Here is a 20,553-nt window from a genome sequence, read left to right on the forward strand (position 1 = left end):
TGCCACCCGAACGGCTGTGGAAGTGTCGTTGCACCTGCTTAACCTGGGTGCATGGACGTGAACGCGGCGGTCGCCGCAGCTGCAGCGATTGCCGGTCTTTGCACCGGTGTGATCGCGATGCTGGCGTTCCGCTGGAGCGAGCGCGACCAGGCCCGCCCCACCCGGAGCTCCATGCGCCCCGACATCAACGCGGTGCTCCCGCCCGGCGTGGACACCGTGCTCTCCGTGCTCCGCTCCTCCGCCGTCGTCCTCGACGAGGGTGACGCGGTGGTCAAGGCCAGCTCGGCGGCGTACGCGCTGGGGCTGGTCCGCGGCGGCAAGCTCGCCGTGGAACCCATGCTCCACATGGCGCGCGACACCCGCCGGGACGGCGAGATACGACAGATCGAACTGGACCTGCCCCGCCGCGGCACCGGCCGCGGCGAGGCCCTCGCGGTCTCCGCCCGAGTGGCGCCGCTCGGCTCCCGCCTGGTGCTGCTGCTCGTCGAGGACCTCACCGAGGCCCGCCGCATCGAGGCGGTGCGCCGCGACTTCGTCGCGAACGTGTCGCACGAGCTGAAGACCCCCGTCGGGGCGATCTCCCTCCTCTCGGAGGCGGTCATGGACGCCTGCGACGACCCCGAGGCGGTCAGCCGCTTCGCGGGCCGGATGCAGATCGAGTCCACCCGCCTGATCAACCTCGTACAGGAGCTCATCGACCTCTCCCGGGTGCAGAACGACGAGGCCCTGGAGGACGCCGAGCCCGTGCGGGTGGACACCCTCGTGGCCGAGGCCATCGACCGCTGTCGGCACACGGCCACCTCCAAGCAGATCACCATGGCCGCCGGCGGCACCGCCGAACTGCGGGTGTGGGGACATCGGGGGCAGCTGGCGGCGGCCCTCGGAAACCTGGTGGAGAACGCCGTCAACTACAGCCCGGCCCGGACCCGCGTCGGCATCGCCGCGCGCCGGGTCACCGCGCCGGGAGGAGACTTGATCGAGATAGCCGTGACCGACCAGGGCATCGGCATCCCGGAGAAGGACCGCGAACGTGTCTTCGAGCGCTTCTACCGCGTGGACCCGGCCCGCTCCCGCGCCACGGGAGGAACCGGACTGGGTCTCGCGATCGTGAAGCACGTGGCGGCATCGCACGGCGGGGAGGTGTCGGTGTGGAGCTCCGAGGGCCAGGGCTCCACGTTCACCCTGCGCCTGCCCGAAGCGGCCGCGCAGGCCCCTGCGACGGCCCCCGCACCCGCCCGACCCCTGCTTGAAACAGAAACAGCCATCCCTGCCCCGGAGGTCCTTCCGTGACCCGAGTGCTCGTCGTCGAGGATGAGGAATCCTTCAGCGACGCCCTGTCCTACATGCTCCGCAAGGAGGGCTTCGAGGTCGCCATCGCCGCGACCGGGCCCGACGGGCTCGACGAGTTCGAGCGCAACGGCGCCGACCTCGTCCTCCTCGACCTGATGCTCCCCGGCCTGCCCGGCACCGAGGTCTGCCGGCAGCTGCGCGGCCGTTCCAACGTCCCCGTGATCATGGTGACCGCCAAGGACAGCGAGATCGACAAGGTCGTCGGGTTGGAGATAGGAGCCGATGACTACGTCACCAAGCCCTTCTCCTCGCGGGAGCTGGTCGCCCGCATCCGCGCGGTGCTGCGGCGCCGCGGCGAGCCGGAGGAGGTCACCCCGGCGGCCCTGGAGGCCGGCCCGGTACGGATGGACGTCGACCGGCACGTGGTCACGGTCTCCGGCGGCAAGGTGGACCTCCCGCTCAAGGAGTTCGACCTGTTGGAGATGCTGCTGCGCAACGCGGGCCGCGTACTGACCCGCATGCAGCTCATCGACCGGGTCTGGGGCGCCGACTACGTCGGCGACACCAAGACCCTCGACGTCCACGTCAAGCGCCTGCGCGCCAAGATCGAGCCGGACCCGGGCGCCCCGCGCTACCTGGTCACCGTGCGCGGCCTCGGCTACAAGTTCGAGCCGTAGGCCGGCGCCTCCGACCCGACCCGGGTCGGACCGCGCAACGGGAAACGGGAAGGGCCCCCGACCGCCGGAGCGGTCGGGGGCCCTTCCCGTACGTGCGTCGTGACGGCCGGGGCTCAGTGCCCGGCGCTCTGCGACGGGGAGCCCGAGGGCTTGCCCGAGGTCGCGCCCGACGGGGTGCCCGCGGCGGACCCGGAGGGGCCACCGGACGGGGTGCCCGAGGGGGATCCGGAGACGGTACCGGACGGGGAGGCCGACGGGCTCGGCGCGGCGGCCGGGGCCACGGTCGGGCCGTAGCCCGCGTACATGCCCGCGGCCGGGACGACGAAGGCGTCCAGCGCCACGTCGCCGGTGCTGCTGAGCTGGAAGGTGACCTTCTGGACGTTTCCGTCCTCGACGGCCTCGCGGCCGCCCACGACCACGGCGGAGGCGTTGCCCGTGCCGCCCAGGACGACGGAGCCGCCGGCAGGCACGGTGATCTTGCCCGCGCCCTCGGCGTTCTTCAGGACGACCTTGCTCTTGCCACCCGCGAGGGTGATGCCGTCAAGGGTCTGCGCCTGGGTGCCGGTGTTGAAGACCGTCGCCGAGACGGCCGCCGGGCCCTTCTTGTCCTGCTCGCTCTGGGTGATCACCAGGGCGTTCTGGATCTTGATGTCGCCCTTGGTGATGGCGGCGTTGTCCGGCTTGATCTCGAGGGTCTGGGCGTTGTTGCCCGCTCCGCATGCGGCGAGCGCAGCGATCGAGAAGACGACGGCGGTAGCGGCGAGGGCGCCGCGTCGAAGGCTGCGGCTCACGGCGGCGGCAACTCCTTGGACGTTCGGACGGAGGGTGGACGCCCCCAGCCAGTGCGCTGGGAGGTTCCCCCTGGGGCGGCTGAGGTAAAGCCGCCCTAAGGGTGTGTCAGCGCGCTTAGGTTACCGAGCCGCCGCCCCGCCCCCGCACCCGACCCTCCGCAGCGCGCCGGCCGCCCTGCGCCGGTTCCGCGATCACCCCGCGATCTTCGGGGGATCCGCCCGTGATCTCGCATTCCCCATATCGCGCGCCGGCCGTTCGATGATCAATTCCGGGATTCCTTCGAACACCCCTCGATGATCAATTCGGGATTGGGCCGGAACCGCCCCGTACACCAGCCCGCCAGTCGAACGGAGTAGTCGGGTTTTCGGTTACCGAAACGGGCAAAACGGGATGTACGTCACACTGGACGGGGCGTCTGTCAGGTGTAACGTGGCCGTTTCTCCTGGTCCGCACAGCGCCTCCGACCTGCGAATACCCCCTTCCGGAAGTCCTTCGCAGCACGTTCGCCTCGCTGTTGTCAAGCCCCGAGATGTGCCCTGACCTGCGAAAACGCCATTCATAACAGTCCGTTCTCGTGTTACCCTGGATAGCCACGGAAGGGGTACCTGTCACATGACGTTCAAGGTTGGCGACACCGTGGTCTATCCCCATCACGGGGCCGCGCTGATCGAGGCCATTGAGACTCGTCAGATCAAAGGCGTGGACAAGACCTACTTGGTGCTCAAGGTCGCCCAGGGCGACCTGACGGTTCGTGTGCCTGCGGACAATGCGGAGTTCGTCGGTGTTCGCGACGTAGTCGGCCAGGACGGGCTGGACCGGGTCTTCGAGGTGCTTCGCGCACCGTATGCCGAAGAGCCGACGAACTGGTCCCGGCGCTACAAGGCAAATCTGGAGAAGCTCGCTTCTGGCGATGTCATCAAGGTCGCCGAAGTCGTGCGTGACCTGTGGCGTCGTGAGCGTGAGCGCGGGCTTTCCGCGGGTGAGAAGCGCATGCTCGCCAAGGCGCGCCAGATCCTGGTGAGTGAACTCGCGCTCGCCGAGAACACCAACGAGGACAAGGCCGAGGCTCTCCTCGACGAGGTTCTCGCGTCCTGACGCGAACACCGGTCTTACACGACCGGTCGTACACAGTCGTGCCGCGGTGCCCGATGACAAGGAAACTTGTCGCCGGGCGCTGCGGCATGTCTGTACCCATGCTTGTGCGTACTGCCTGCGCTGCTTGTTCCACGGAACGCGCTCCGCGGTGCCCACCCTGCTGGTTTTCACACTGTGGTGCAACCCTCACCGAGGTGCGGATCTCACTGGCGTGCCGGGTCCGGGCAGCCGGCTCGACCGGTCGTCACGGAAGGGGCGAGGGCGTCGCACCCGGCACCCTTGAGGCCATACCCATGTCGGCCGAAGTCACAAACCTGGCTCGGAGCTACTGATGTCTGACGAAACGCGTACCCCCCGCACCGCCGCCGTGATCCCGGCGGCCGGGCGCGGGCTGCGCCTCGGCCCCGGCGCCCCCAAGGCGCTGCGGACCCTCGGCGGGATCCCCATGCTGATCCACGCCGTCCGCGCGATGGCCCGCTCCCGCGCGGTCTCCCTCGTCGTGGTCGTCGCCCCGCCCGACGACGCGCCCGAGGTGCGCCGCATGCTCGACGAGCACGCGCTGCCCGAGCGGACCGAGGTCCTCGTGGTGCCCGGCGGCGCGACCCGCCAGGAGTCCGTGCGCGCCGGGCTCGACGCCCTGCCGGCCGACGTCTGCGCCGTGCTGATCCACGACGCGGCCCGGCCGCTGGTACCCGTGGACACCGTCGACTCCGTCGTGGAGGCCGTCCGTCAGGGTGCCCCCGCCGTGGTGCCGGCGCTGCCGTTGGCCGACACCGTCAAGGAGGTCGAGCCCGGGAAGCCCGGCGAGCCCGAGCCGGTGGTCGCCACGCCCGACCGGGCCCGACTGCGCGCCGTGCAGACCCCGCAGGGCTTCGACCTCGCCACTCTCGTACGGGCCCACGAGCGGGTCGCCGTACGGGGCGAGGGCGCGACCGACGACGCCGGCATGGTGGAACAACTGGGCGTCACCGTCGTGGTGGTGCCCGGCCACGAAGAGGCCTTCAAGGTCACCCGTCCGCTCGACCTGGTCCTCGCCGAGGCCGTACTCGCCCGCAGGAGGGCCACCGATGCCTACTAGTCCCTTGATCCCGCAGGTCGGCATCGGCACCGACGTGCACGCCTTCGAGACCGGCCGCGAACTGTGGTGCGCGGGCCTGCTGTGGGACGGGGAGGACGGCCTCGCCGGTCACTCCGACGGCGACGTCGCCGCCCACGCGGCCTGTGACGCCCTCTTCTCGGCCGCCGGTGTCGGCGACCTCGGCGCGCACTTCGGTACCTCCCGCCCCGAGTGGTCCGGCGCCGCCGGCGTCGTCCTGCTGGCGGAGGCCGCCCGGATCGTACGGGCCGAGGGCTTCGAGATCGGCAACATCGCGATCCAGGTGATCGGCGTCCGCCCGAAGATCGGCAGGCGGCGCGAAGAGGCACAGAAGGCGCTCGCCGCCGCCGCGGGCGCCCCTGTCGCCGTGTCCGGAACCACGACCGACGGCTTGGGCCTGACCGGCCGGGCCGAGGGCCTCGCCGCCATCGCCACGGCCCTCGTCTACCGGACGAACACCGGGAAATCGCCCGAGTGAGAGCGTTCGCGCCGGGTCTCGCGCCACAAACGTCACCCCGCGTCCCCAAAGGGTCGCGGGGCACTGCTACGCGCGCACTACCCTGGATGCCGTGACTATTCGCCTGTACGACACCAGCGCCCGGCAGATCCGTGACTTCACCCCCCTCACGCCGGGCTGTGTCTCGATCTACCTCTGTGGCGCCACGGTGCAGGCCGCCCCGCACATCGGGCACGTCCGTTCGTACCTGAACTTCGACATCATGCGCCGCTGGTTCGCCTACCGCGGCCTCGACGTCACCTTCATCCGCAACGTCACCGACATCGACGACAAGATCATCGCGAAGGCCGAGACGCAGGGCCGCCCCTGGTGGTCGATCGGCTACGAGAACGAGCGCGCCTTCAACGACGGCTACGACGCGCTGGGCTGCCTCCCGCCCACGTACGAGCCCCGCGCCACCGGTCACGTGCCGGAGATGATCGAGATGATGCGCACGCTCATCGAGCGCGGTCACGCCTACGAGGCGGACGGCAACGTCTACTTCGACGTGCGTTCCTTCCCCGGCTACCTGGAACTCTCCAACCAGAACATCGACGACCTGCGCCAGCCCTCCGAGAAGGGCATCACGGGCAAGCGGGACCCCCGCGACTTCGCGATGTGGAAGGCCACCAAGCCCGGCGAGCCCGACTGGGAGACGCCCTGGGGCCGCGGTCGTCCCGGCTGGCACCTCGAATGCTCCGCCATGGCGCACAAGTACCTCGGCAGTGCCTTCGACATCCACGGCGGCGGGCTCGACCTGATCTTCCCGCACCACGAGAACGAGATCGCCCAGGCCAAGGCCTACGGCGACGAGTTCGCGAAGTACTGGGTGCACAACGCCTGGGTCACCATGTCCGGCGAGAAGATGTCCAAGTCCCTCGGGAACTCGGTCCTCGTCTCCGAGATGCTCAAGCAGTGGCGCCCGATCGTCCTGCGCTACTACCTCGGCACCCCCCACTACCGCTCGATGATCGAGTACAGCGAGGAGTCGCTGCGCGAGGCGGAGTCGGCCTTCGCGCGCATCGAGGGCTTCTACCAGCGCGTCATCGAGAAGGCCGGCGGCCCCGTGGAGCCCGCCGCGGAGGTCCCGCTCGCCTTCGCCGAGGTCATGGACGACGACCTCGGCGTCCCGCAGGCGCTCGCCATCGTCCACACCGCGGTCCGCCAGGGCAACAGCGCCCTGGCCGCCGACGACAAGGACGCGGCCATCGCGCGCCTGTCCGAGGTGCGGGCCATGCTGGGCATCCTCGGCCTGGACCCGCTCGACCCGCACTGGGCGGGCGAGACCGACCGGGGCGAGGACCTGCACGGCGCCGTGGACACGCTCGTACGCCTCGTCCTGGAGCAGCGCGAGTCCGCCCGCGGCCGCAAGGACTGGGCGACCGCCGACACCATCCGCGACCAGCTCCAGCAATCCGGCCTGGTCATCGAGGACAGCCCCACGGGACCCCGTTGGACGCTCGGCCCCCGCTGAGCCCACCGGAGCAGTACCACCGGAGCAGTCCGACTGTGCCGCCCGGCCCCCCGGGCGGCACACTCTTCATACGTACATACCGCAGCACCAACGAAATCAGGTAGAAGTCATGGCCGGGAACAGCCAGCGCAGGAACCGTCGCACGTCCAACAAGAAGGGCGCGACGGTCGGCAGCGGTGGCCAGCGGCGCAGGGGCCTGGAGGGCAAGGGCCCCACGCCCAAGGCCGAGGACCGCAAGAAGCACAAGGCGAACCGCATCAGCAACGCGATGGCCCGGCAGGCGGCCAAGCGCCGCCCGGCCCCGCGCCGCGGCGGTCCCAAGGGCACGAGCGAGATGGTCGTCGGCCGCAACCCGGTCTTCGAGGCGCTGCGTGACGGTGTTCCCGCCACGACCCTGTACGTCCAGCAGTTCATCGAGAACGACGAGCGCGTCCGCGAGGCCCTCCAGCTCGCGGCCGAGCGCGGCAACATCCACCTGATGGAAGCCCCGCGCCCCGAGCTCGACCGGATGACCAACGGGCTCAACCACCAGGGCATGGTGCTCCAGGTCCCGCCGTACGAGTACGCGCACCCGGAGGACCTCACCGCCGCCGCCTACGACAACGGCGAGGACCCGCTGATCGTCGCCCTCGACGGCGTCACGGACCCGCGCAACCTCGGTGCGATCGTCCGCTCCGTCTCCGCCTTCGGCGGCCACGGCGTGGTCATCCCCGAGCGCCGCGCCGCCGGCATGACCGCCGGTGCCTGGAAGACCTCGGCCGGCACGGCCGCCCGTACCCCCGTCGCCCGCGTCACCAACCTGACGCGCGCCCTCCAGGAGTACAAGAAGGCCGGCATGACCATCGTCGGCCTCGCCGCCGAGGGCACCCACACGGTGAACGACCTGGAGGCGCTCGTCGGTCCCGTCGTCATCGTGGTCGGTTCCGAGGGCAAGGGCCTGGGCCGTCTGGTCGGCGAGAACTGCGACCACCTGGTCCGGATTCCGATGCCCGGTGGCGCCGAGTCCCTCAACGCCGGTGTGGCCGCGGGCGTCGTCCTGTACGAGGCCGCACGCCGCCGCGCCGAGGCCCCCCGCCTCTGATCCGCGCCCGATCGCCCGACCCGGTCCGCACCCCGGTCACGTACTCGGGTCCCTGCTCCGGTCCGTCGGAGGGCCGCCCCCGGAGGCGGCTTCCGGCGGACCGGGGCAAGGGGCACCGGTACGGGGTCAGTTCCCCAGGCCCGCCAGGCGTGCGCGCAGCAGGGCCGCCATGGTGAAGGCGTCCGTGATCCGGCCGTCCGCGACCATCGCCTCCGCCTCGTCGAACGGCACCGTCAGCGCACTGCGGATGCCTTCCCCGTGCGCCGGCTCGCCCATCCCGTCGATCCGTGCCGCGTACAGCAGCACCCGGTCGCCGAGCAACCCCGTGTCGGGGTGCAGCACGCCCAGCGGGATCAGCTCCCGTAGCGCCGCCCCGATCTCCTCGCGCAGCTCCTTGGCCGCGTTCGCCGGATCGTCCAGACCGCCGGTACCGAAGCCGCGGGGCAGTTCCCAGTGCCAGGACCGGGTGGCGTGCCGGAAGTGCTCGATCAGCACCACCTCGCCGTCCAGCAGCGGCAACACCACGCACCCCGGCTCGGCCGTCGTCCCGATCGACCGGATGTACGTGCCTTCGCGACCGTCCGGGAAGCGCACCGGGTCGCGCAGCAGCGTCAGGTACCGGTCCCGGTAGAGGACCCCGCCCGCCGCCGCGACGGCCGCCGGGTCGGTCAGGATCTCGATCCCGTCCGGCAGGTTGCGGAACAGCTCGGGCCGCGCCGCGCGCAGGGCCTCGTACTCGTCGACTCCGGTCATGGGCGTCCCCCGTCGTATCGTCTCGGCCCGTTCGGCCGCTTCGGTCAGTCCGTCTGGCGGTCCGCGAGCCGGCCGGGGCCGCCCGGGTGACGGTCCGTGGGGGTGACCTCGGCTCCGAGGACCCGCAGGATCGTCGTCCAGTCCCTCTGGAGACTGCCCAGCCTCAGGGCCGGAAACGTCATGCTGTGGCTCAGTCCTCGTCCCAGCCCGCGCGCACCGCCCCGGTCGCGGAACTGGAGCCGGATCGTCAGCGGGCCCGCCGTCGCGACGAGGAGGGCCAAGGCCGCCTCCGGCACCGACGGGGTCTCGCCGGCCAGCACCTCCATCGCGATCCCGGCCGACTCCAACACCAGCACCGTGGCGATCTCGCGGCGGAAGCCGGTGTCGGAACTGCTGAGCCGACGGGTGACCTGGAGCATCCGCGCGTGCCGGCGGGCCACCTCGCGGGTACCGGCCGTGAACTCCTCCTTCGAGGGCAGCCGGCCATCCGCGAAACTGCCGTCCAGGAAGGCCGACAAAGTGTTGATGTACGCCCGCCACTCCTCCTCCCGACGCAGCAGCACCACGTCCGCCAGACCCAGCCCCGCGTACGAATTGGGTCCGTCGACCGCCCGGTGCAGGTCGTCGGCGAGCAGGGCCCGCAGCAGCAGCCCGATGGCCTCCGGGTCGTTCTCGCGGGGATTCTCCCGGCGGAGTTCCTGGAGGGCCGATCGGGGCGGGGAGTCCGGCGGGGTGAGCGCCACCAGGCCGCTCGCGGTGGGGACGCCCAGGTTGTAGAGCAGGTCGATCAGCTGCTTGAAGGGCACGATGTGCGGCCCGTCGAGCAGCAGGTTCTCGTACGGTTCGGTGCCGGGCCGCGAAAGGAACCGCTGGTAGACGGCATTGCGCGTGATCGACTGGTCGTTGTCCTGGTCGCCGGCCCAGATGTAGAGGTCCCGCAGGATCCCGTCGCGCATGGCTTGGGCCTGCGCGATGGAGATGCCCAGGCTCGACGCCAGCTCGGCCGCGTCGAGCCGCTTCAGGACGGAGAGCTGCTGGGAGAACCAGTTGCCGATCCGGGCGGTGGTCGGCCCGTTGCGCGCGTCGTCCCAGTCGAAGCGGACGAGCGAGGGATCGGCCTCCTCCTCCAGCAACCGGCTCCACGCCGTGTGGACCCGGCGGTCGTAGCCCCAGGCGAAGTCGGTGGTGGCCGTGCGTTCGGCGAACAGGAAGGGGACGAGGGCGCGGGAGTTGAGCAGCTTGGCGAACGCGCCGCGCTCCAGCGGATCGGCGGTCGGCAGGTACGAGGAGTACAGCGCCTCGTTGTTGAGGATGAACGCCCGGTTCACGACCAGGGTCCCGCTGTTCACGAGGGAGCGGCGCAGTTCGCCGGCGGCGGCCGCGACCGTCTCGGGGGAGGGGCCGGACACCGCGTCCGGGTGCTGTCGGGAGGAGGCGAGTTCGGCGGGCAGCCACTGGTTGTCCAGGGCCTGGGCCATCACCGGATAGTCCGTGAGGTCGCCGAAGACCAACTGGTTCGGCTCCCGCCGCGCCGGTTGCAGCGGATTCAGCGGGGGGCCGTTCGGGTCACCCGCCGTCAGGACCTCCGCCCCCGCGGACGGCTCTTCCGGTTCACCTGACTGTTCCTGCTCGGACGTGCGAATGGACATGTGCGGCTCCCCCCAGATGACCGACTGACACAACTCCCTTGATTCTCCCACCAGATGGGGTCACGCCGCCGAACATTGGTTCCATCTCGCCACATCCGATGGGATCTTGACGGGTCTCGGACAGATCCCTGATGTCAAGGCAGTGTCCTAAGCACTGATCACTCGGTTAGATGAGTGTGGACACCAGAACGTCAGGGTTCGACGACCAGCCCGCGCTGAGCATGGTCAAGGTGCCGTGCGATCCCGCACAGGTCATCGTCAACCACGCCAGCTTCCGCGTGCGGCTCGCACCGAGCCCGAGCGCGCGTTCCAAGCCCGCGAGCGCCCCCGGCCGCGCACCCGTCCTCGGCGTCGCGGCCGCGGCCGCCGTCGCCGGGGCCACCCGCCGCCGGGCCCCCGTCGTCTGGAGCGGCAAGGCCGCCCCCGGCGACTCCGCGGCCATGGGGGGACTCCTCCAGGCCGTACGGGAGGCCGGGCGCGGCTCCGACGAGTACGACGGCGGCGCCACCCAGACCATCCCGCGCGTCGACCTCGCGCAGGACCTCGCCGACGACACCCTCGGCACGCCGACCGTCATCGGCCAGCGCACCTACGGGGACCCGGACGAGACGCGTCCGTTGGCCGCCGTACGGGACCTGTCGTACGGCCCGCGCGACGGCGACGGACCGGGCGGAGGCGGGGTGGACTCCCGTCGGGCCGCCGCCGACTCCCGCGCCCAGGCCCAGTACTACCCCGGCCGCCGGATGAACCTGGGCGTCGTGCTGCTCCCGCTGCGCGTCTTCCTCGGTTTCATCTCCATCTACGCCGGCATGGGCAAGCTGTGCGACCCCGTCTACTTCGACGGCGGCGAACGCGGCTCCATGGTGACCTGGCTGCACACCCTCCAGCCGTGGGCACTCGCCGAGCCGCTGCGCGACTTCGCGCTCGCGCACCCGGTCGGCGCCGGCCTCAGCGTGGCATTCCTCCAGGTCATCGTCGGCGTGCTCACGGTCTTCGGTCTGTGGCAGCGGTTCGCCGCCAGCTTCGGGGCGCTGCTGTCGGCCGCCCTGCTGATGACGGTCAGCTGGAAGACCGTTCCCGCCTACGACGCGCCCGACATCATCTACCTGGCCGCCTGGAGCCCGCTGATCATCGCCGGCGCCCCCGTCTACTCCCTCGACGGACGCCTCGCCGGCGAGGCCTGGCGCACCCTCGGCCCGCGCAGCGAGGTCTGGCGGCTGCGCCGGCGGGTCCTGCGGCGCGGAGCCGTCATGGCCACCGTCGTCTGCGGACTCACCCTGCTCATCGGCTCGCTGCTCGGCGGCGCCGTCCGCTCCACCGCCGTGGTCACCGTCCCCGGACCGGGCCGCGCCCCCAGCAACTACCTGCCGGGGACCCCGCTGCCGCAGACCCCGACCAAGCAGCAGCCGTCGCCCCGACAGTCCGCCCCGAAGCAGCCCGCGAAGAAGGCCACGCCGTCGGCCGGAGCCTCGGCCCCGACCGGCAAGCCGAGCCGCGGCAGCACCGGTTCCCCGGCCCGCGAGACCGCCGGTACCGGAGCGCAGTCGCCCTCCGCGACCCGCGGCGCCGGCAGCCAGAGCAGCCCGCGCAGCAGCGCCCCGCGCCAGTCCAGCCCGCAGAAGGCGCCGTCCTCGTCCTCCGGGAACGGCAGCGCGGGCAGCGCGACGGGCGGTAACGGCAGCGGTGGCGGCAGTGGCGGCACCCCGGCCAGGAAGCCCGGCCTGGTGGGCGGCCTGATCGGCGGCTGACCGGACGGAACGACGGTACGGGGGAGGGCCCGGCGCGCGAGGAGCGCGCCGGGCCCTCTCGCGTGCCGCCGTGCTTTCGCGGCCGGGTCGGTGAGGTGAATGATCGGGAGGTTCGGGGAGGGATCGGCCCGGGGAAGGATGGATCGGCCCGGGGAAGCGCTCAGGCGCCGCTCTGCGCGGCCAACTCCCTGGCGGCCTCGGTGAGGTCCTTGGCGGTGTCGATGGCCCGCCAGTAGGCGCCCTGGGGCAGCGGGAAGCCCGCCAGGCGGCGTTCCCGGGCCAGCCGGGGGAAGGTGGTCCGCTCGTGATCGCCCAACTCGGGCAGGAGTTCGGCGAACTCGGGGCCGAAGACGTACACGCCGGCGTTGACCGGATAGGGCGACGGCGGAGCCTCGATGAAGTCCAGCACCTGCCCGAACTCGTTCGTCTCCACGACCCCCCACGGGATCCGCGGGCGGGCCAGCGCGAGCGTCGCGGTCGCACCGCGCTCCGTGTGGAAGGCCGCCATCTCCCGCAGCGAGAACCGGGTCCAGATGTCGCCGTTGGTCGCGTACCAGGGCTGGTCGGGGTACGGGAGCCGGCGCGCGGCGTACTTCAGGCCGCCGCCACGCCCCAACGGCTCCTCCTCGACGACCGTGGTCACCCGCAGCGGCAGGCGCGCCCGGGCCAGCCAGTCCTGGAGGACCTCCGCGAGATGCCCGCAGGACACCACCGCGTCGGTGACCCCTTCGGAGGCGAGCCAGGCGAGTTGGTGCCCGATGATCGGGATCCCCGTGCCCGGGATCTCGACCATCGGCTTCGGCCGGTCGTCCGTATACGGGCGCAGCCGCGAACCCTGGCCACCCGCCAGGATCACTGCCTGGGTCGGGCGGGCCGGGAACGCGGCCGCGTCATGGGTGGATTGGGGTGCTGCGGAGGGAGCGTCGGTCATGGCGGTCAGAGTAGGGAGACCCCGACTCCGACGGAGGGCGACGCGGCGTGCGTCAGCCCATGGAGGCGACGCCGGTCGCGTACGAGGTGTCGCACACGGGCCGGGCGAACGACTGCGCCTTCGTGGGCCCGTACGCGTCCACCGCGGCACGGCCGAGTGCCCGCGCGATGCCCACGCAGTGCGCGGCGAGGGACGGACGCCGGTCCACCTCCTGCTGGAGGTGCGTCAGGACCGCCCCGGGCTGTGCGCCGTCCTGCAACTCGGTGAGCAGCTTGTCGCGCAGCACGTCCTGTGCGGCGCGCGGCTTCGCGGGGACGGACACACCCTCGGCGGACGCGGTCAGGACCTGGGACGAGGACGTGTCCGACCAGGGGACCATGGTGACCGCGAGGGTGCCGGACAGGACCAGGACGACGGGCAGGACCAGGGCGAGGGAACGGCCGATACGGCGGGCAGAGTGGGTCACGAGGGCGAGAGTAGCGCTCGGTGAGGATTTGGCGACATCCAGTCACTCGGTCGGGGGATGGTTCGACGTGGTTTTTCGAATAGAGGGTTGACGAGTAGGGCTGAATGGCCCGGTCTGCCGGGGTTCCCGCGGGGGTTGGCGGGGTGGTGGCGGCCGGGGCCGGCTCGGGTTCGGCCGCCGCTCTCGCGGTACCCGCCGGCTGTCCGCGTACAACTCGTGCCGAAGGGGCGCCCCTTGGCGGAGCGCCCCTTCGTGTGTCACCCGTTCACGGCTCATCTGCCGCCGTGTGGAGGTCAGTCGGAGAGGCGGGCGCCCGAGGACGTCGAGAACACGTGGATCTCGCCGCCGCGCGGCACCACGTGCAGGGTCGAGCCCTTCTCCGGGACCTGGCGGCCGTTCACGCGGACCACGATGTCCTGCTTGCCCTCGGCCTCGGAGGTCGAGCCGTAGACGTAGCCGTCGGCGCCGAGCTCCTCGACCACGTTCACGGTGATGGTCAGGCCGCCCGTGTCGCCGATGTCGAAGTGCTCGGGGCGGACGCCCACCGTGACGGTGCGGTCGCCCGCGTCGGCGGCGGCGGACAGCGCCTCGCGCGACACCGGGACGACGCTGTCGCCGAACTTCACGCCGCCGTCGGTGATCGGGACCTCGACCAGGTTCATGGCGGGCGAGCCGATGAAGCCGGCGACGAAGAGGTTCACGGGGCGGTCGTACATGTTGCGGGGGGTGTCCACCTGCTGGAGCAGGCCGTCCTTGAGGACCGCGACGCGGTCGCCCATCGTCATGGCCTCGACCTGGTCGTGGGTGACGTAGACGGTGGTGATGCCCAGGTCGCGCTGGAGGGCGGCGATCTGCGTACGGGTGGACACGCGGAGCTTGGCGTCCAGGTTCGACAGCGGCTCGTCCATCAGGAAGACCTGCGGCTTGCGGACGATCGCCCGACCCATCGCGACGCGCTGGCGCTGGCCGCCGGAGAGGGCCTTCGGCTTGCGGTCGAGGTACTGGGTGAGGTCCAGCATCTTCGCCGCGTCCTCCACCTTGCGGCGGATGGTCGCCTTGTCCTCGCCGGCGATCTTGAGCGCGAAGCCCATGTTGTCGGCGACGGACATGTGCGGGTAGAGCGCGTAGTTCTGGAACACCATCGCGATGTCCCGGTCCTTGGGCGGCAGGTGCGTGACGTCGCGGTCACCGATGCGGATGGAACCGCCGTTGACGTCCTCCAGGCCGGCGAGCATGCGCAGCGAGGTGGACTTGCCGCAGCCGGAGGGGCCGACGAGGACGAGGAACTCGCCGTCCTCGATCTCCAGCTGGAGCTGGTCCACGGCGGGCTTGTCGCCGCCGGGGTACAGCCGGGTCGCCTTGTCGAAAGTGACAGAAGCCATGGTGATGAATCCCTTCTACCGGCAGGAACGTGCCGGACGATCCGAGTGGAAGGTCTAGTCCAGTAATCGGACTCCGCCCGACGCTACCCCGGCCACGCCCGTTCTGTCAGCACCCGGAGGACGGCGACTTGGATGCCGTCGGGCGGGACGAGGCGACCCCGCGCCGGGCGGGGTGGGGTGCGCGGCGGACTGTCCGGTGCGTCCGTGAACGTGATGGCCGCGCGAATGGCCCGCTGTGTAAAGTGATGACGGTTGCGCCTCCTTAGCTCAGTCCGGCCAGAGCAACGCACTTGTAATGCGTAGGTCATCGGTTCGAATCCGATAGGGGGCTCCGCGCGTGAAGGCCCCGGATCCTTGTGGTCCGGGGCCTTCGGCGTGTGCCGGCGGGGGTCAGTGGCGGCCCGACACGCGGTTCGCGAGGCGGGCCAGGGCGGTGGTGTTCGGGGTGCCGGTGGCGCTCTCGCGGCGGTCCGCCTGGCGGTAGGCGGCGTACAGGGCGTGGACGCCGAGCCAGCGGAAGGGCTCCGGCTCCCAGCGGCGGACGCGGTGGTCGACCCAGGGGAGGGTGGTCAGCTCCGTGGAGTCGCCCAGGACGAGGTCGCGCAGGGTGCGGGCGGCGAGGTGGGAGGTGGCCACGCCGGAGCCGACGTAGCCGCCGGCACAGCCGAGACCCGTGAGGCGGTCCAGGGTCACGCCGGCGCACCAGTCGCGGGGGACGCCGAGTACACCGGACCACGCGTGGGTGATCTCCGTACCGGCCAGCCGCGGGAAGAATGAGGTCAGGAGCGTGGTGAGGGCGGTGACGGTGGCGGGGTCGGTGCTGCCCGTGTTCTCGGCGCCGGCCGCGCGCGAGGCGAAGCGGTACGGGGCGCCGCGGCCGCCGATCGCGATGCGGTCGTCGGCGGTGCGCTGGGCGTACATGTAGGCGTGGGCCATGTCGCCCAGCACCTCCCGGCCGGACCAGGCGAGGGAGTCCCAGACCTCGGGCGCCAGCGGGGCCGTCGCGATCATCGAGGAGTTCATCGGGAGCCAGGACCGCTTCTGGCCCTTGAGGGCGGCCGTGAAGCCCTCCGTGCAGCGCAGTACGTACGGGGCCCGGACGGTGCCGTGGGCGGTGACGGCCCGGCCGGGGGCGATGTCGGTGACGGGGGTGGACTCGTGGATGACGACGCCCAGCCGTTCGCAGGCGGCGGCCAGGCCCAGGACGAGCTTCAGGGGGTGGACGCGGGCGCCGTGCGGGGACCAACTGGAGCCCACGGCGTCGGCGATGTCGACGCGGGCCCGGGTGTCGGTGGCGTCGTACAGCGCGCGGTCGCTCTCGCCGAAGGCGAGCTCGGCGGCGTGGAAGGCCTTGAGGCGGGCCAGTTGGGCGGGGGTGCGGGCGACTTCGAGGACGCCGCCGTGGTGGATGTCGGCGTCGATGCCCTCCTTGGCGGCGGTGCGGATGACCTCGGTGACGGTGTCGTTCATGGCCCGCTGGAGGCGGCGCGCGGCGTCGTGGCCGTGGAGTTCGGCGTAGCGGTCGCGGCCGGCGACACCGTTGTAGAGCCAGCCGCCGTTGCGGCCGGAGGCCCCGTAGCCGCAGGTCTTCTGCTCCAGGACGGTGACGCGGAGGTCGGGTGCGGAGGTCTTGAGGTGGTAGGCGGTCCACAGGCCGGTGTAGCCGCCGCCGACGATGACGACGTCGGCCGTGGCGTCGCCGGTGAGGGGGGTGCGGGGCGGCCGGGGGGCGCCGGCGTCCGTCGCGTGCCAGAAGGAGATTCCGCCGTTGATCGTCATGGGGGAGTTGCTACACCTCGTCGCGAAGGGGTGTCCAGGGACGCGGTGCCGGGTCCCCGGGCGGGATCCGCGGCCTTCTGGCTGATGCGGCGGGTGCGCGGGAGGACGTAGGCGCGCCGTCGGCCGGGGGTGGGTCAGGGGCGGCGGCCGGCCACGAACCAGCGGGCGGGGAGCATCACGGGGGTGCCGTCGGCGCCGGTCTCGCTCATCGCCAGGGCCGTCGCGCCCTCGTCGAGGACGTGCAGGCCGGCGTCGCGCAGCAGCCCGGCGATCTCGCCCTCGGCGACCTCGCCGGGCCGCAGGTCGTGTTCCTTGACGCGGCGCAGTTTCGGGGAGGGCCCGCCGGTCCGTTCGGCGTGGTCCTGGAGGACGGCCTTCGCCTCGCCGGTCGGTTCCAGGACCAGCGCCCGGCCGCGGTCCCCGACGAGGGTGGCGACGGACGCGGCGACCGCCGGCCGGTCCTCGGGGTCGCTCTGGTGCAGGACGGCCCGCATGTAGACGTGGGTGTCGCCGAGCCGGTCGTGGAGGGCGTGGGCCTGGGCGTCGTCGGCCAGGTTCACCTGCTCGTACGTGGCGGTGCCCGCCGGGTCGGCGCGGCGGGCGTGCGCGACGGCCGCCGCGCACAGGTCGACGCCGACGACGACGGCGAACCGGGTGGCGAGGTGGCGGGTCTGGGTGCCGTTCCCGCAGCCGAGGTCCGCGAGGGGCAGGGCGGGGTCGGCGTGGGGGGTGAGGAGGGCGATGTCCCGTTCGGCGGTCAGGGAGGCGTCCGCGTCCCAGAACGCTTCGCCCGCTTCGCCGTTGCTCTGCTCCCAGAAGCCGTCCCAGGCCTTGCGGTAGCGGTCGGACACGGTCATGTGTGGTTCTCCCTCGGTGCTCCGGCATACCGGTGTCGACGGGGTGCGTACCCCGGGTGGCGGCGGGTCATCCGGGGTCCGGCGCGGCACAGGTGTGCGGACGTAGGGTCGGGAGGATGGTGGAGATTCCGACCGGATTGGTCGAGGCCCAGATCAGGTACGACGGCGACGCGGGGCGGGAGTTCATCGCCGTGTTGCCGGCGCGGGCGGCGGATTTCCTGGAGCGGTGGGAGCTGACGCGGACGGGCCCGGGGCTGCACGGGGTGACGGCGTTGGTGCTTCCGGTGGAGCGGTCCGACGGCACACCGGCCGCGCTGAAGTTGCAGGCGTTGGACGAGGAGAGTGCGGGGGAGCACCTCGCGCTGCGGGCGTGGGGCGGGGACGGCAGCGTACGGCTGCTGGACCACGACGCGTCGACGGGCACGATGCTGCTGGAACGGCTGGACTCGGACCGGCACCTGTCGGTGCTCGCCGCCATGGACGTGCGGCAGGCGGTACGGGTGATCGCGGAACTGTTGGCGCGGTTGACGGCCCTGCCGGCCCCGGCGGGACTGCGCGGCCTGGGCGACGTGGCGGGCGCGATGCTGGCGGACGTGCCCGCCGCGCTCGGGCGGGTGGACGAGCGGGGGCGCGGGGTGCTGCGGAACTGCGCGGCGGCGGTGGCGGAGGTGATGGGGGAGCCGGGGGATCGGCTGCTCCACTGGGACCTGCACTACGACAACGTGCTCGCGGGCGGGCGGGAGCCGTGGTTGGCGATCGACCCGAAGCCGCTGTCCGGCGATCCGGCGTTCGACCTGATGCCGGCGATCGGCGACCACTTCGCGGCGGACGACGTGTGGTGGCGCTTCGACCTGATGACGGAGGTGATGGGCCTGGACCGGGATCGGGCCCGGGCCTGGACGTTGGGGCGGGTGTTGCAGAACTGCCTGTGGGACGTGGAGGACGAGGAGCCCTTGCAGGAGGAGCAGTTGGTGACCGCCGAACTGCTGTTGGCCGGCCGCCGGGTGGGGTGAGGGCCGGCGGGCGGGGTGACGACGGACGCGGGGTGAAGGTCGCAGGGCGGGGTGACGGTCGCCTGGCGGGGTGACGGTCGGCCGGGCTCAGGGGACGAGGACGACCTTGCCCGTGGTGTCGCGCGACACGAGGGCGTCGTGGGCGGCGGCCGCCCGGGACAGGGGATAGCGCTGGATCGACGGCCGCAGTCGGCCGGCCGCGGCCTCCGCGAGGGCCCGGGTCTCCAGGGCGCGAATCGGGTCCGGGTCGCCGACGCGCCGCATCATCGCCGGGCCGAGGACGACCTCGCTGGTGACGCTGCGGGCCGTGAGGGCGGCGCGCTCGGCGTCGGTGAGGGTGAGCTCGCCGCCCGACCAGCCGAAGACGAGCCGGCGACCGCCGGGCGCGAGCAGGTCGAGGGCCGCCCGTGCGACGGCCCCGCCGACGGAGTCGAAGACGACGTCCACCCCGCCGGGGTGGTGGGCGCGTACGGCCTCCGCCCAACCGGGGTCGTTGTAGTCGAGGGCGAGGTCGGCGCCGTTGGCGTGGGCCAGGCCCGCCTTGACGGAACCACCGGCGAGGGCGACGACGGTGGCGCCCGCGTTCTTCGCGTACTGCACGAGCAGCGTGCCGATGCCGCCGGCGGCGGCCGTGACGACCGCGACGGAGCCCGGTCCGAGGTCGGCGAACCCGAGGATCCCCAGGGTGGTGCGGCCGGTCCCGATCATGGCGACGGCCCGGGCGGCGTCGAGGCCCGGTGGTACGGGGTGCAGCCGGTCGGCGGCGGCGACCGCGTACTCGGCGTACCCGCCGGGGGCGAACCCGAGGTGGACGACGACCTCGCGCCCGAGCCAGGCGGGATCGGTGCCGGGCCCCAGGGCGTCGACGGTGCCGGCGACCTCCCGGCCGGGGACGGTCGGAAGCTCGGGGAGGGCGGGGGCCGGCCCCTGGACGCCCTGGCGGAGCGCGGTGTCGAGGAGGTGGACACCGGCGGCGGCGACGGCGATCCGGACCTGCCCGGGGGCGGGCACGGGTACGGGCACGCGCTCGTAGGTGAGGTTCTCGGCGGGGCCGAAGGCGTGCAGGCGCACGGCGTTCATGGTGTCGGGGGTGGCGGTCGCGCCCGGGCGGGTGTTCGTGTCGGGGGTGGTGTTCATGGGGTCAGCCTCGGACCTCGACCGGGGTTGAGGTCAAGGGTTGCCGGGGGTTGCCGGGGTCCCCGGGGGTCTTCGGGGCCTCCGATGACCGTCGGGGTTCTTCGGGTGTCTTCGAGGGCCCGCGGGGGGCTTCGGGGCTTTGTCAGTGCGGTGGGCCACGATGGGGCGATGGTGCGAAACGAGCGGGCTCGGACGGTGAAGGCGGCGCGACGGCCGGAGGTGCGGCTGCCGGAGCTCGCGGCGTGGCCGGGCGGCGAACTGGAGCCGGACGGGGACTACGACGGGCTCGAGTTCGCGGACCTCGACCTGGTCGGGCAGGAGGGGATCGGGGCGCGGTTCATGGACTGCGCGCTGCGGCGGTGCGCACTGGACGAGACGGGGCTGACGAAGGCCCGTTTCCTGGACTCGGTACTGGAGGGAGTGAGGGGGGTGGGAACGGACCTGTCGGGGGCCTCGCTGCGGGACGTGGAACTGGTGGAGGCCCGCCTGGGCGGGATCCAACTGCACGGCGCCGTACTGGAACGGGTCGTCGTACGGGGCGGCAAGATCGACTACCTGAACCTGCGCGGCGCCCGCCTCAAGGACGTGGTGTTCGAGGGGTGCGTGCTGGTCGAACCGGACTTCGGGGGCGCGGTGCTGGAGCGCGTGGAGTTCCGGGAGTGCACCCTGCGCGGGGCGGACTTCAGCGGGGCGCGGATGACGGACGTGGACCTGCGGGAGGCGACCGAGCTGGGCATCGCACGCGGCGTGGACGCGCTGTCGGGGGCGGTGATCAGCCCGTCGCAGCTGTTCGACCTGGCTCCGGCACTGGCGGCTCAGCTCGGGCTGCGGGTGGGG

The 20,553-nt window shown here is 72.2% G+C and carries 19 protein-coding genes and 1 tRNA gene; 11 read left to right on the forward strand and 9 right to left on the reverse strand.

The window, feature by feature from the left end; genetic code table 11:
• Window positions 1-51: 51 nt before the first annotated feature.
• Window positions 52-1,290, forward strand: coding sequence for a sensor histidine kinase (locus tag ADK55_RS20635; RefSeq protein WP_053680830.1), 1,239 nt, complete (start codon window positions 52-54; stop codon window positions 1,288-1,290).
• Entirely contained in the window at window positions 1,287-1,967 is a 681-nt protein-coding gene (locus ADK55_RS20640; protein ID WP_030009598.1) for a response regulator transcription factor, read from the forward strand. The genes ADK55_RS20635 and ADK55_RS20640 overlap by 4 nt, the downstream gene beginning before the upstream one ends.
• A gap of 113 nt (window positions 1,968-2,080) precedes the next feature.
• Here ADK55_RS20640 and ADK55_RS20645 read toward each other — a convergent pair whose 3' ends face one another.
• Entirely contained in the window at window positions 2,081-2,758 is a 678-nt protein-coding gene (locus tag ADK55_RS20645) for a hypothetical protein (RefSeq protein WP_053680832.1), read from the reverse strand.
• A gap of 613 nt (window positions 2,759-3,371) precedes the next feature.
• Between ADK55_RS20645 and ADK55_RS20650 the strand changes: the two genes are divergently transcribed.
• From ADK55_RS20650 to rlmB, 5 genes are all read left to right on the forward strand, one after another.
• Window positions 3,372-3,854 (forward strand): CarD family transcriptional regulator, encoded by a 483-nt coding sequence (locus ADK55_RS20650; protein ID WP_003953493.1) that lies wholly within the window; start codon window positions 3,372-3,374, stop codon window positions 3,852-3,854.
• A 331-nt stretch (window positions 3,855-4,185) separates the two neighbouring features.
• Complete coding sequence (gene ispD, locus ADK55_RS20655; protein ID WP_053680834.1) at window positions 4,186-4,932, forward strand: 2-C-methyl-D-erythritol 4-phosphate cytidylyltransferase; 747 nt, start codon at window positions 4,186-4,188, stop codon at window positions 4,930-4,932.
• Window positions 4,922-5,428, forward strand: coding sequence for a 2-C-methyl-D-erythritol 2,4-cyclodiphosphate synthase (gene ispF / locus ADK55_RS20660; protein ID WP_053680836.1), 507 nt, complete (start codon window positions 4,922-4,924; stop codon window positions 5,426-5,428). Before ispD ends, ispF begins: the two co-directional genes overlap by 11 nt.
• A gap of 91 nt (window positions 5,429-5,519) precedes the next feature.
• The gene (gene cysS, locus ADK55_RS20665; protein WP_053680837.1) at window positions 5,520-6,920 is read left to right on the forward strand and encodes a cysteine--tRNA ligase; all 1,401 of its coding nucleotides are present in this window, start codon (window positions 5,520-5,522) and stop codon (window positions 6,918-6,920) included.
• A 109-nt stretch (window positions 6,921-7,029) separates the two neighbouring features.
• Entirely contained in the window at window positions 7,030-8,001 is a 972-nt protein-coding gene (gene rlmB, locus ADK55_RS20670) for a 23S rRNA (guanosine(2251)-2'-O)-methyltransferase RlmB (protein WP_053680839.1), read from the forward strand.
• 126 nt (window positions 8,002-8,127) lie between these two features.
• On the opposite strand, the gene ADK55_RS20675 is transcribed toward rlmB, so the two are convergent.
• Complete coding sequence (locus tag ADK55_RS20675; RefSeq protein WP_053680841.1) at window positions 8,128-8,754, reverse strand: NUDIX hydrolase; 627 nt, start codon at window positions 8,752-8,754, stop codon at window positions 8,128-8,130.
• Window positions 8,755-8,798: 44 nt separating this feature from the next.
• Window positions 8,799-10,403: a hypothetical protein gene (locus ADK55_RS20680; protein ID WP_053680843.1), complete on the reverse strand. Its 1,605-nt coding sequence runs from the start codon at window positions 10,401-10,403 to the stop codon at window positions 8,799-8,801.
• A 170-nt stretch (window positions 10,404-10,573) separates the two neighbouring features.
• Between ADK55_RS20680 and ADK55_RS20685 the strand changes: the two genes are divergently transcribed.
• A complete protein-coding gene (locus tag ADK55_RS20685; protein WP_199826584.1) occupies window positions 10,574-12,151 on the forward strand; it encodes a DoxX family protein in 1,578 nt (525 codons plus the stop codon).
• A 160-nt stretch (window positions 12,152-12,311) separates the two neighbouring features.
• Here ADK55_RS20685 and ADK55_RS20690 read toward each other — a convergent pair whose 3' ends face one another.
• The 3 genes from ADK55_RS20690 to ADK55_RS20700 form a co-directional block, all read right to left on the reverse strand.
• A complete protein-coding gene (locus tag ADK55_RS20690; RefSeq protein ID WP_078999202.1) occupies window positions 12,312-13,082 on the reverse strand; it encodes a nucleotidyltransferase family protein in 771 nt (256 codons plus the stop codon).
• 52 nt (window positions 13,083-13,134) lie between these two features.
• Complete coding sequence (locus ADK55_RS20695; RefSeq protein ID WP_053680849.1) at window positions 13,135-13,548, reverse strand: hypothetical protein; 414 nt, start codon at window positions 13,546-13,548, stop codon at window positions 13,135-13,137.
• Between the two features lie 293 nt (window positions 13,549-13,841).
• The gene (locus tag ADK55_RS20700; protein ID WP_053680852.1) at window positions 13,842-14,930 is read right to left on the reverse strand and encodes an ABC transporter ATP-binding protein; all 1,089 of its coding nucleotides are present in this window, start codon (window positions 14,928-14,930) and stop codon (window positions 13,842-13,844) included.
• A gap of 256 nt (window positions 14,931-15,186) precedes the next feature.
• On the opposite strand from ADK55_RS20700, the gene ADK55_RS20705 reads away from it, so the two are divergent.
• Window positions 15,187-15,261 (forward strand) — tRNA-Thr (locus ADK55_RS20705).
• A gap of 59 nt (window positions 15,262-15,320) precedes the next feature.
• On the opposite strand, the gene ADK55_RS20710 is transcribed toward ADK55_RS20705, so the two are convergent.
• Together ADK55_RS20710 and ADK55_RS20715 are read right to left on the reverse strand one after the other, a co-directional pair.
• The gene (locus ADK55_RS20710; protein WP_053680854.1) at window positions 15,321-16,709 is read right to left on the reverse strand and encodes an NAD(P)/FAD-dependent oxidoreductase; all 1,389 of its coding nucleotides are present in this window, start codon (window positions 16,707-16,709) and stop codon (window positions 15,321-15,323) included.
• A gap of 134 nt (window positions 16,710-16,843) precedes the next feature.
• Complete coding sequence (locus tag ADK55_RS20715; protein ID WP_053680856.1) at window positions 16,844-17,566, reverse strand: methyltransferase domain-containing protein; 723 nt, start codon at window positions 17,564-17,566, stop codon at window positions 16,844-16,846.
• A 116-nt stretch (window positions 17,567-17,682) separates the two neighbouring features.
• On the opposite strand from ADK55_RS20715, the gene ADK55_RS20720 reads away from it, so the two are divergent.
• Window positions 17,683-18,579, forward strand: coding sequence for an aminoglycoside phosphotransferase family protein (locus ADK55_RS20720; protein WP_053680858.1), 897 nt, complete (start codon window positions 17,683-17,685; stop codon window positions 18,577-18,579).
• A gap of 87 nt (window positions 18,580-18,666) precedes the next feature.
• Here the strand turns inward: ADK55_RS20720 and ADK55_RS20725 are convergent, their stop codons facing one another.
• A complete protein-coding gene (locus tag ADK55_RS20725) occupies window positions 18,667-19,659 on the reverse strand; it encodes a zinc-binding dehydrogenase (protein WP_053680870.1) in 993 nt (330 codons plus the stop codon).
• A 225-nt stretch (window positions 19,660-19,884) separates the two neighbouring features.
• Here ADK55_RS20725 and ADK55_RS20730 point away from each other — a divergent pair.
• Window positions 19,885-20,553, forward strand: a 669-nt coding sequence (locus tag ADK55_RS20730) for a pentapeptide repeat-containing protein (protein ID WP_078999204.1), incomplete at its 3' end; no start/stop codon positions are given.

It is taken from the genome of Streptomyces sp. WM4235 (assembly GCF_001279725.1).
In the GTDB taxonomy this organism is placed as follows: Bacteria; Actinomycetota; Actinomycetes; order Streptomycetales; family Streptomycetaceae; genus Streptomyces.

Excerpts from the sequence above, each read along its gene's own strand:
- ADK55_RS20635 (WP_053680830.1), top strand. The coding sequence starts at position 52 with ATGGACGTGAACGCGGCGGTCGCCGCAGCTGCAGCGATTGCCGGTCTT.
- ADK55_RS20650 (WP_003953493.1), top strand. The coding sequence starts at position 3,372 with ATGACGTTCAAGGTTGGCGACACCGTGGTCTATCCCCATCACGGGGCC.
- ispD (WP_053680834.1), top strand. The coding sequence starts at position 4,186 with ATGTCTGACGAAACGCGTACCCCCCGCACCGCCGCCGTGATCCCGGCG.
- ispF (WP_053680836.1), top strand. The coding sequence starts at position 4,922 with ATGCCTACTAGTCCCTTGATCCCGCAGGTCGGCATCGGCACCGACGTG.
- rlmB (WP_053680839.1), top strand. The coding sequence starts at position 7,030 with ATGGCCGGGAACAGCCAGCGCAGGAACCGTCGCACGTCCAACAAGAAG.
- ADK55_RS20675 (WP_053680841.1), bottom strand. The coding sequence starts at position 8,754 with ATGACCGGAGTCGACGAGTACGAGGCCCTGCGCGCGGCGCGGCCCGAG.
- ADK55_RS20680 (WP_053680843.1), bottom strand. The coding sequence starts at position 10,403 with ATGTCCATTCGCACGTCCGAGCAGGAACAGTCAGGTGAACCGGAAGAG.
- ADK55_RS20685 (WP_199826584.1), top strand. The coding sequence starts at position 10,574 with ATGAGTGTGGACACCAGAACGTCAGGGTTCGACGACCAGCCCGCGCTG.
- ADK55_RS20690 (WP_078999202.1), bottom strand. The coding sequence starts at position 13,082 with ATGACCGACGCTCCCTCCGCAGCACCCCAATCCACCCATGACGCGGCC.
- ADK55_RS20700 (WP_053680852.1), bottom strand. The coding sequence starts at position 14,930 with ATGGCTTCTGTCACTTTCGACAAGGCGACCCGGCTGTACCCCGGCGGC.
- ADK55_RS20710 (WP_053680854.1), bottom strand. The coding sequence starts at position 16,709 with ATGACGATCAACGGCGGAATCTCCTTCTGGCACGCGACGGACGCCGGC.
- ADK55_RS20715 (WP_053680856.1), bottom strand. The coding sequence starts at position 17,566 with ATGACCGTGTCCGACCGCTACCGCAAGGCCTGGGACGGCTTCTGGGAG.
- ADK55_RS20720 (WP_053680858.1), top strand. The coding sequence starts at position 17,683 with ATGGTGGAGATTCCGACCGGATTGGTCGAGGCCCAGATCAGGTACGAC.
- ADK55_RS20725 (WP_053680870.1), bottom strand. The coding sequence starts at position 19,659 with ATGAACGCCGTGCGCCTGCACGCCTTCGGCCCCGCCGAGAACCTCACC.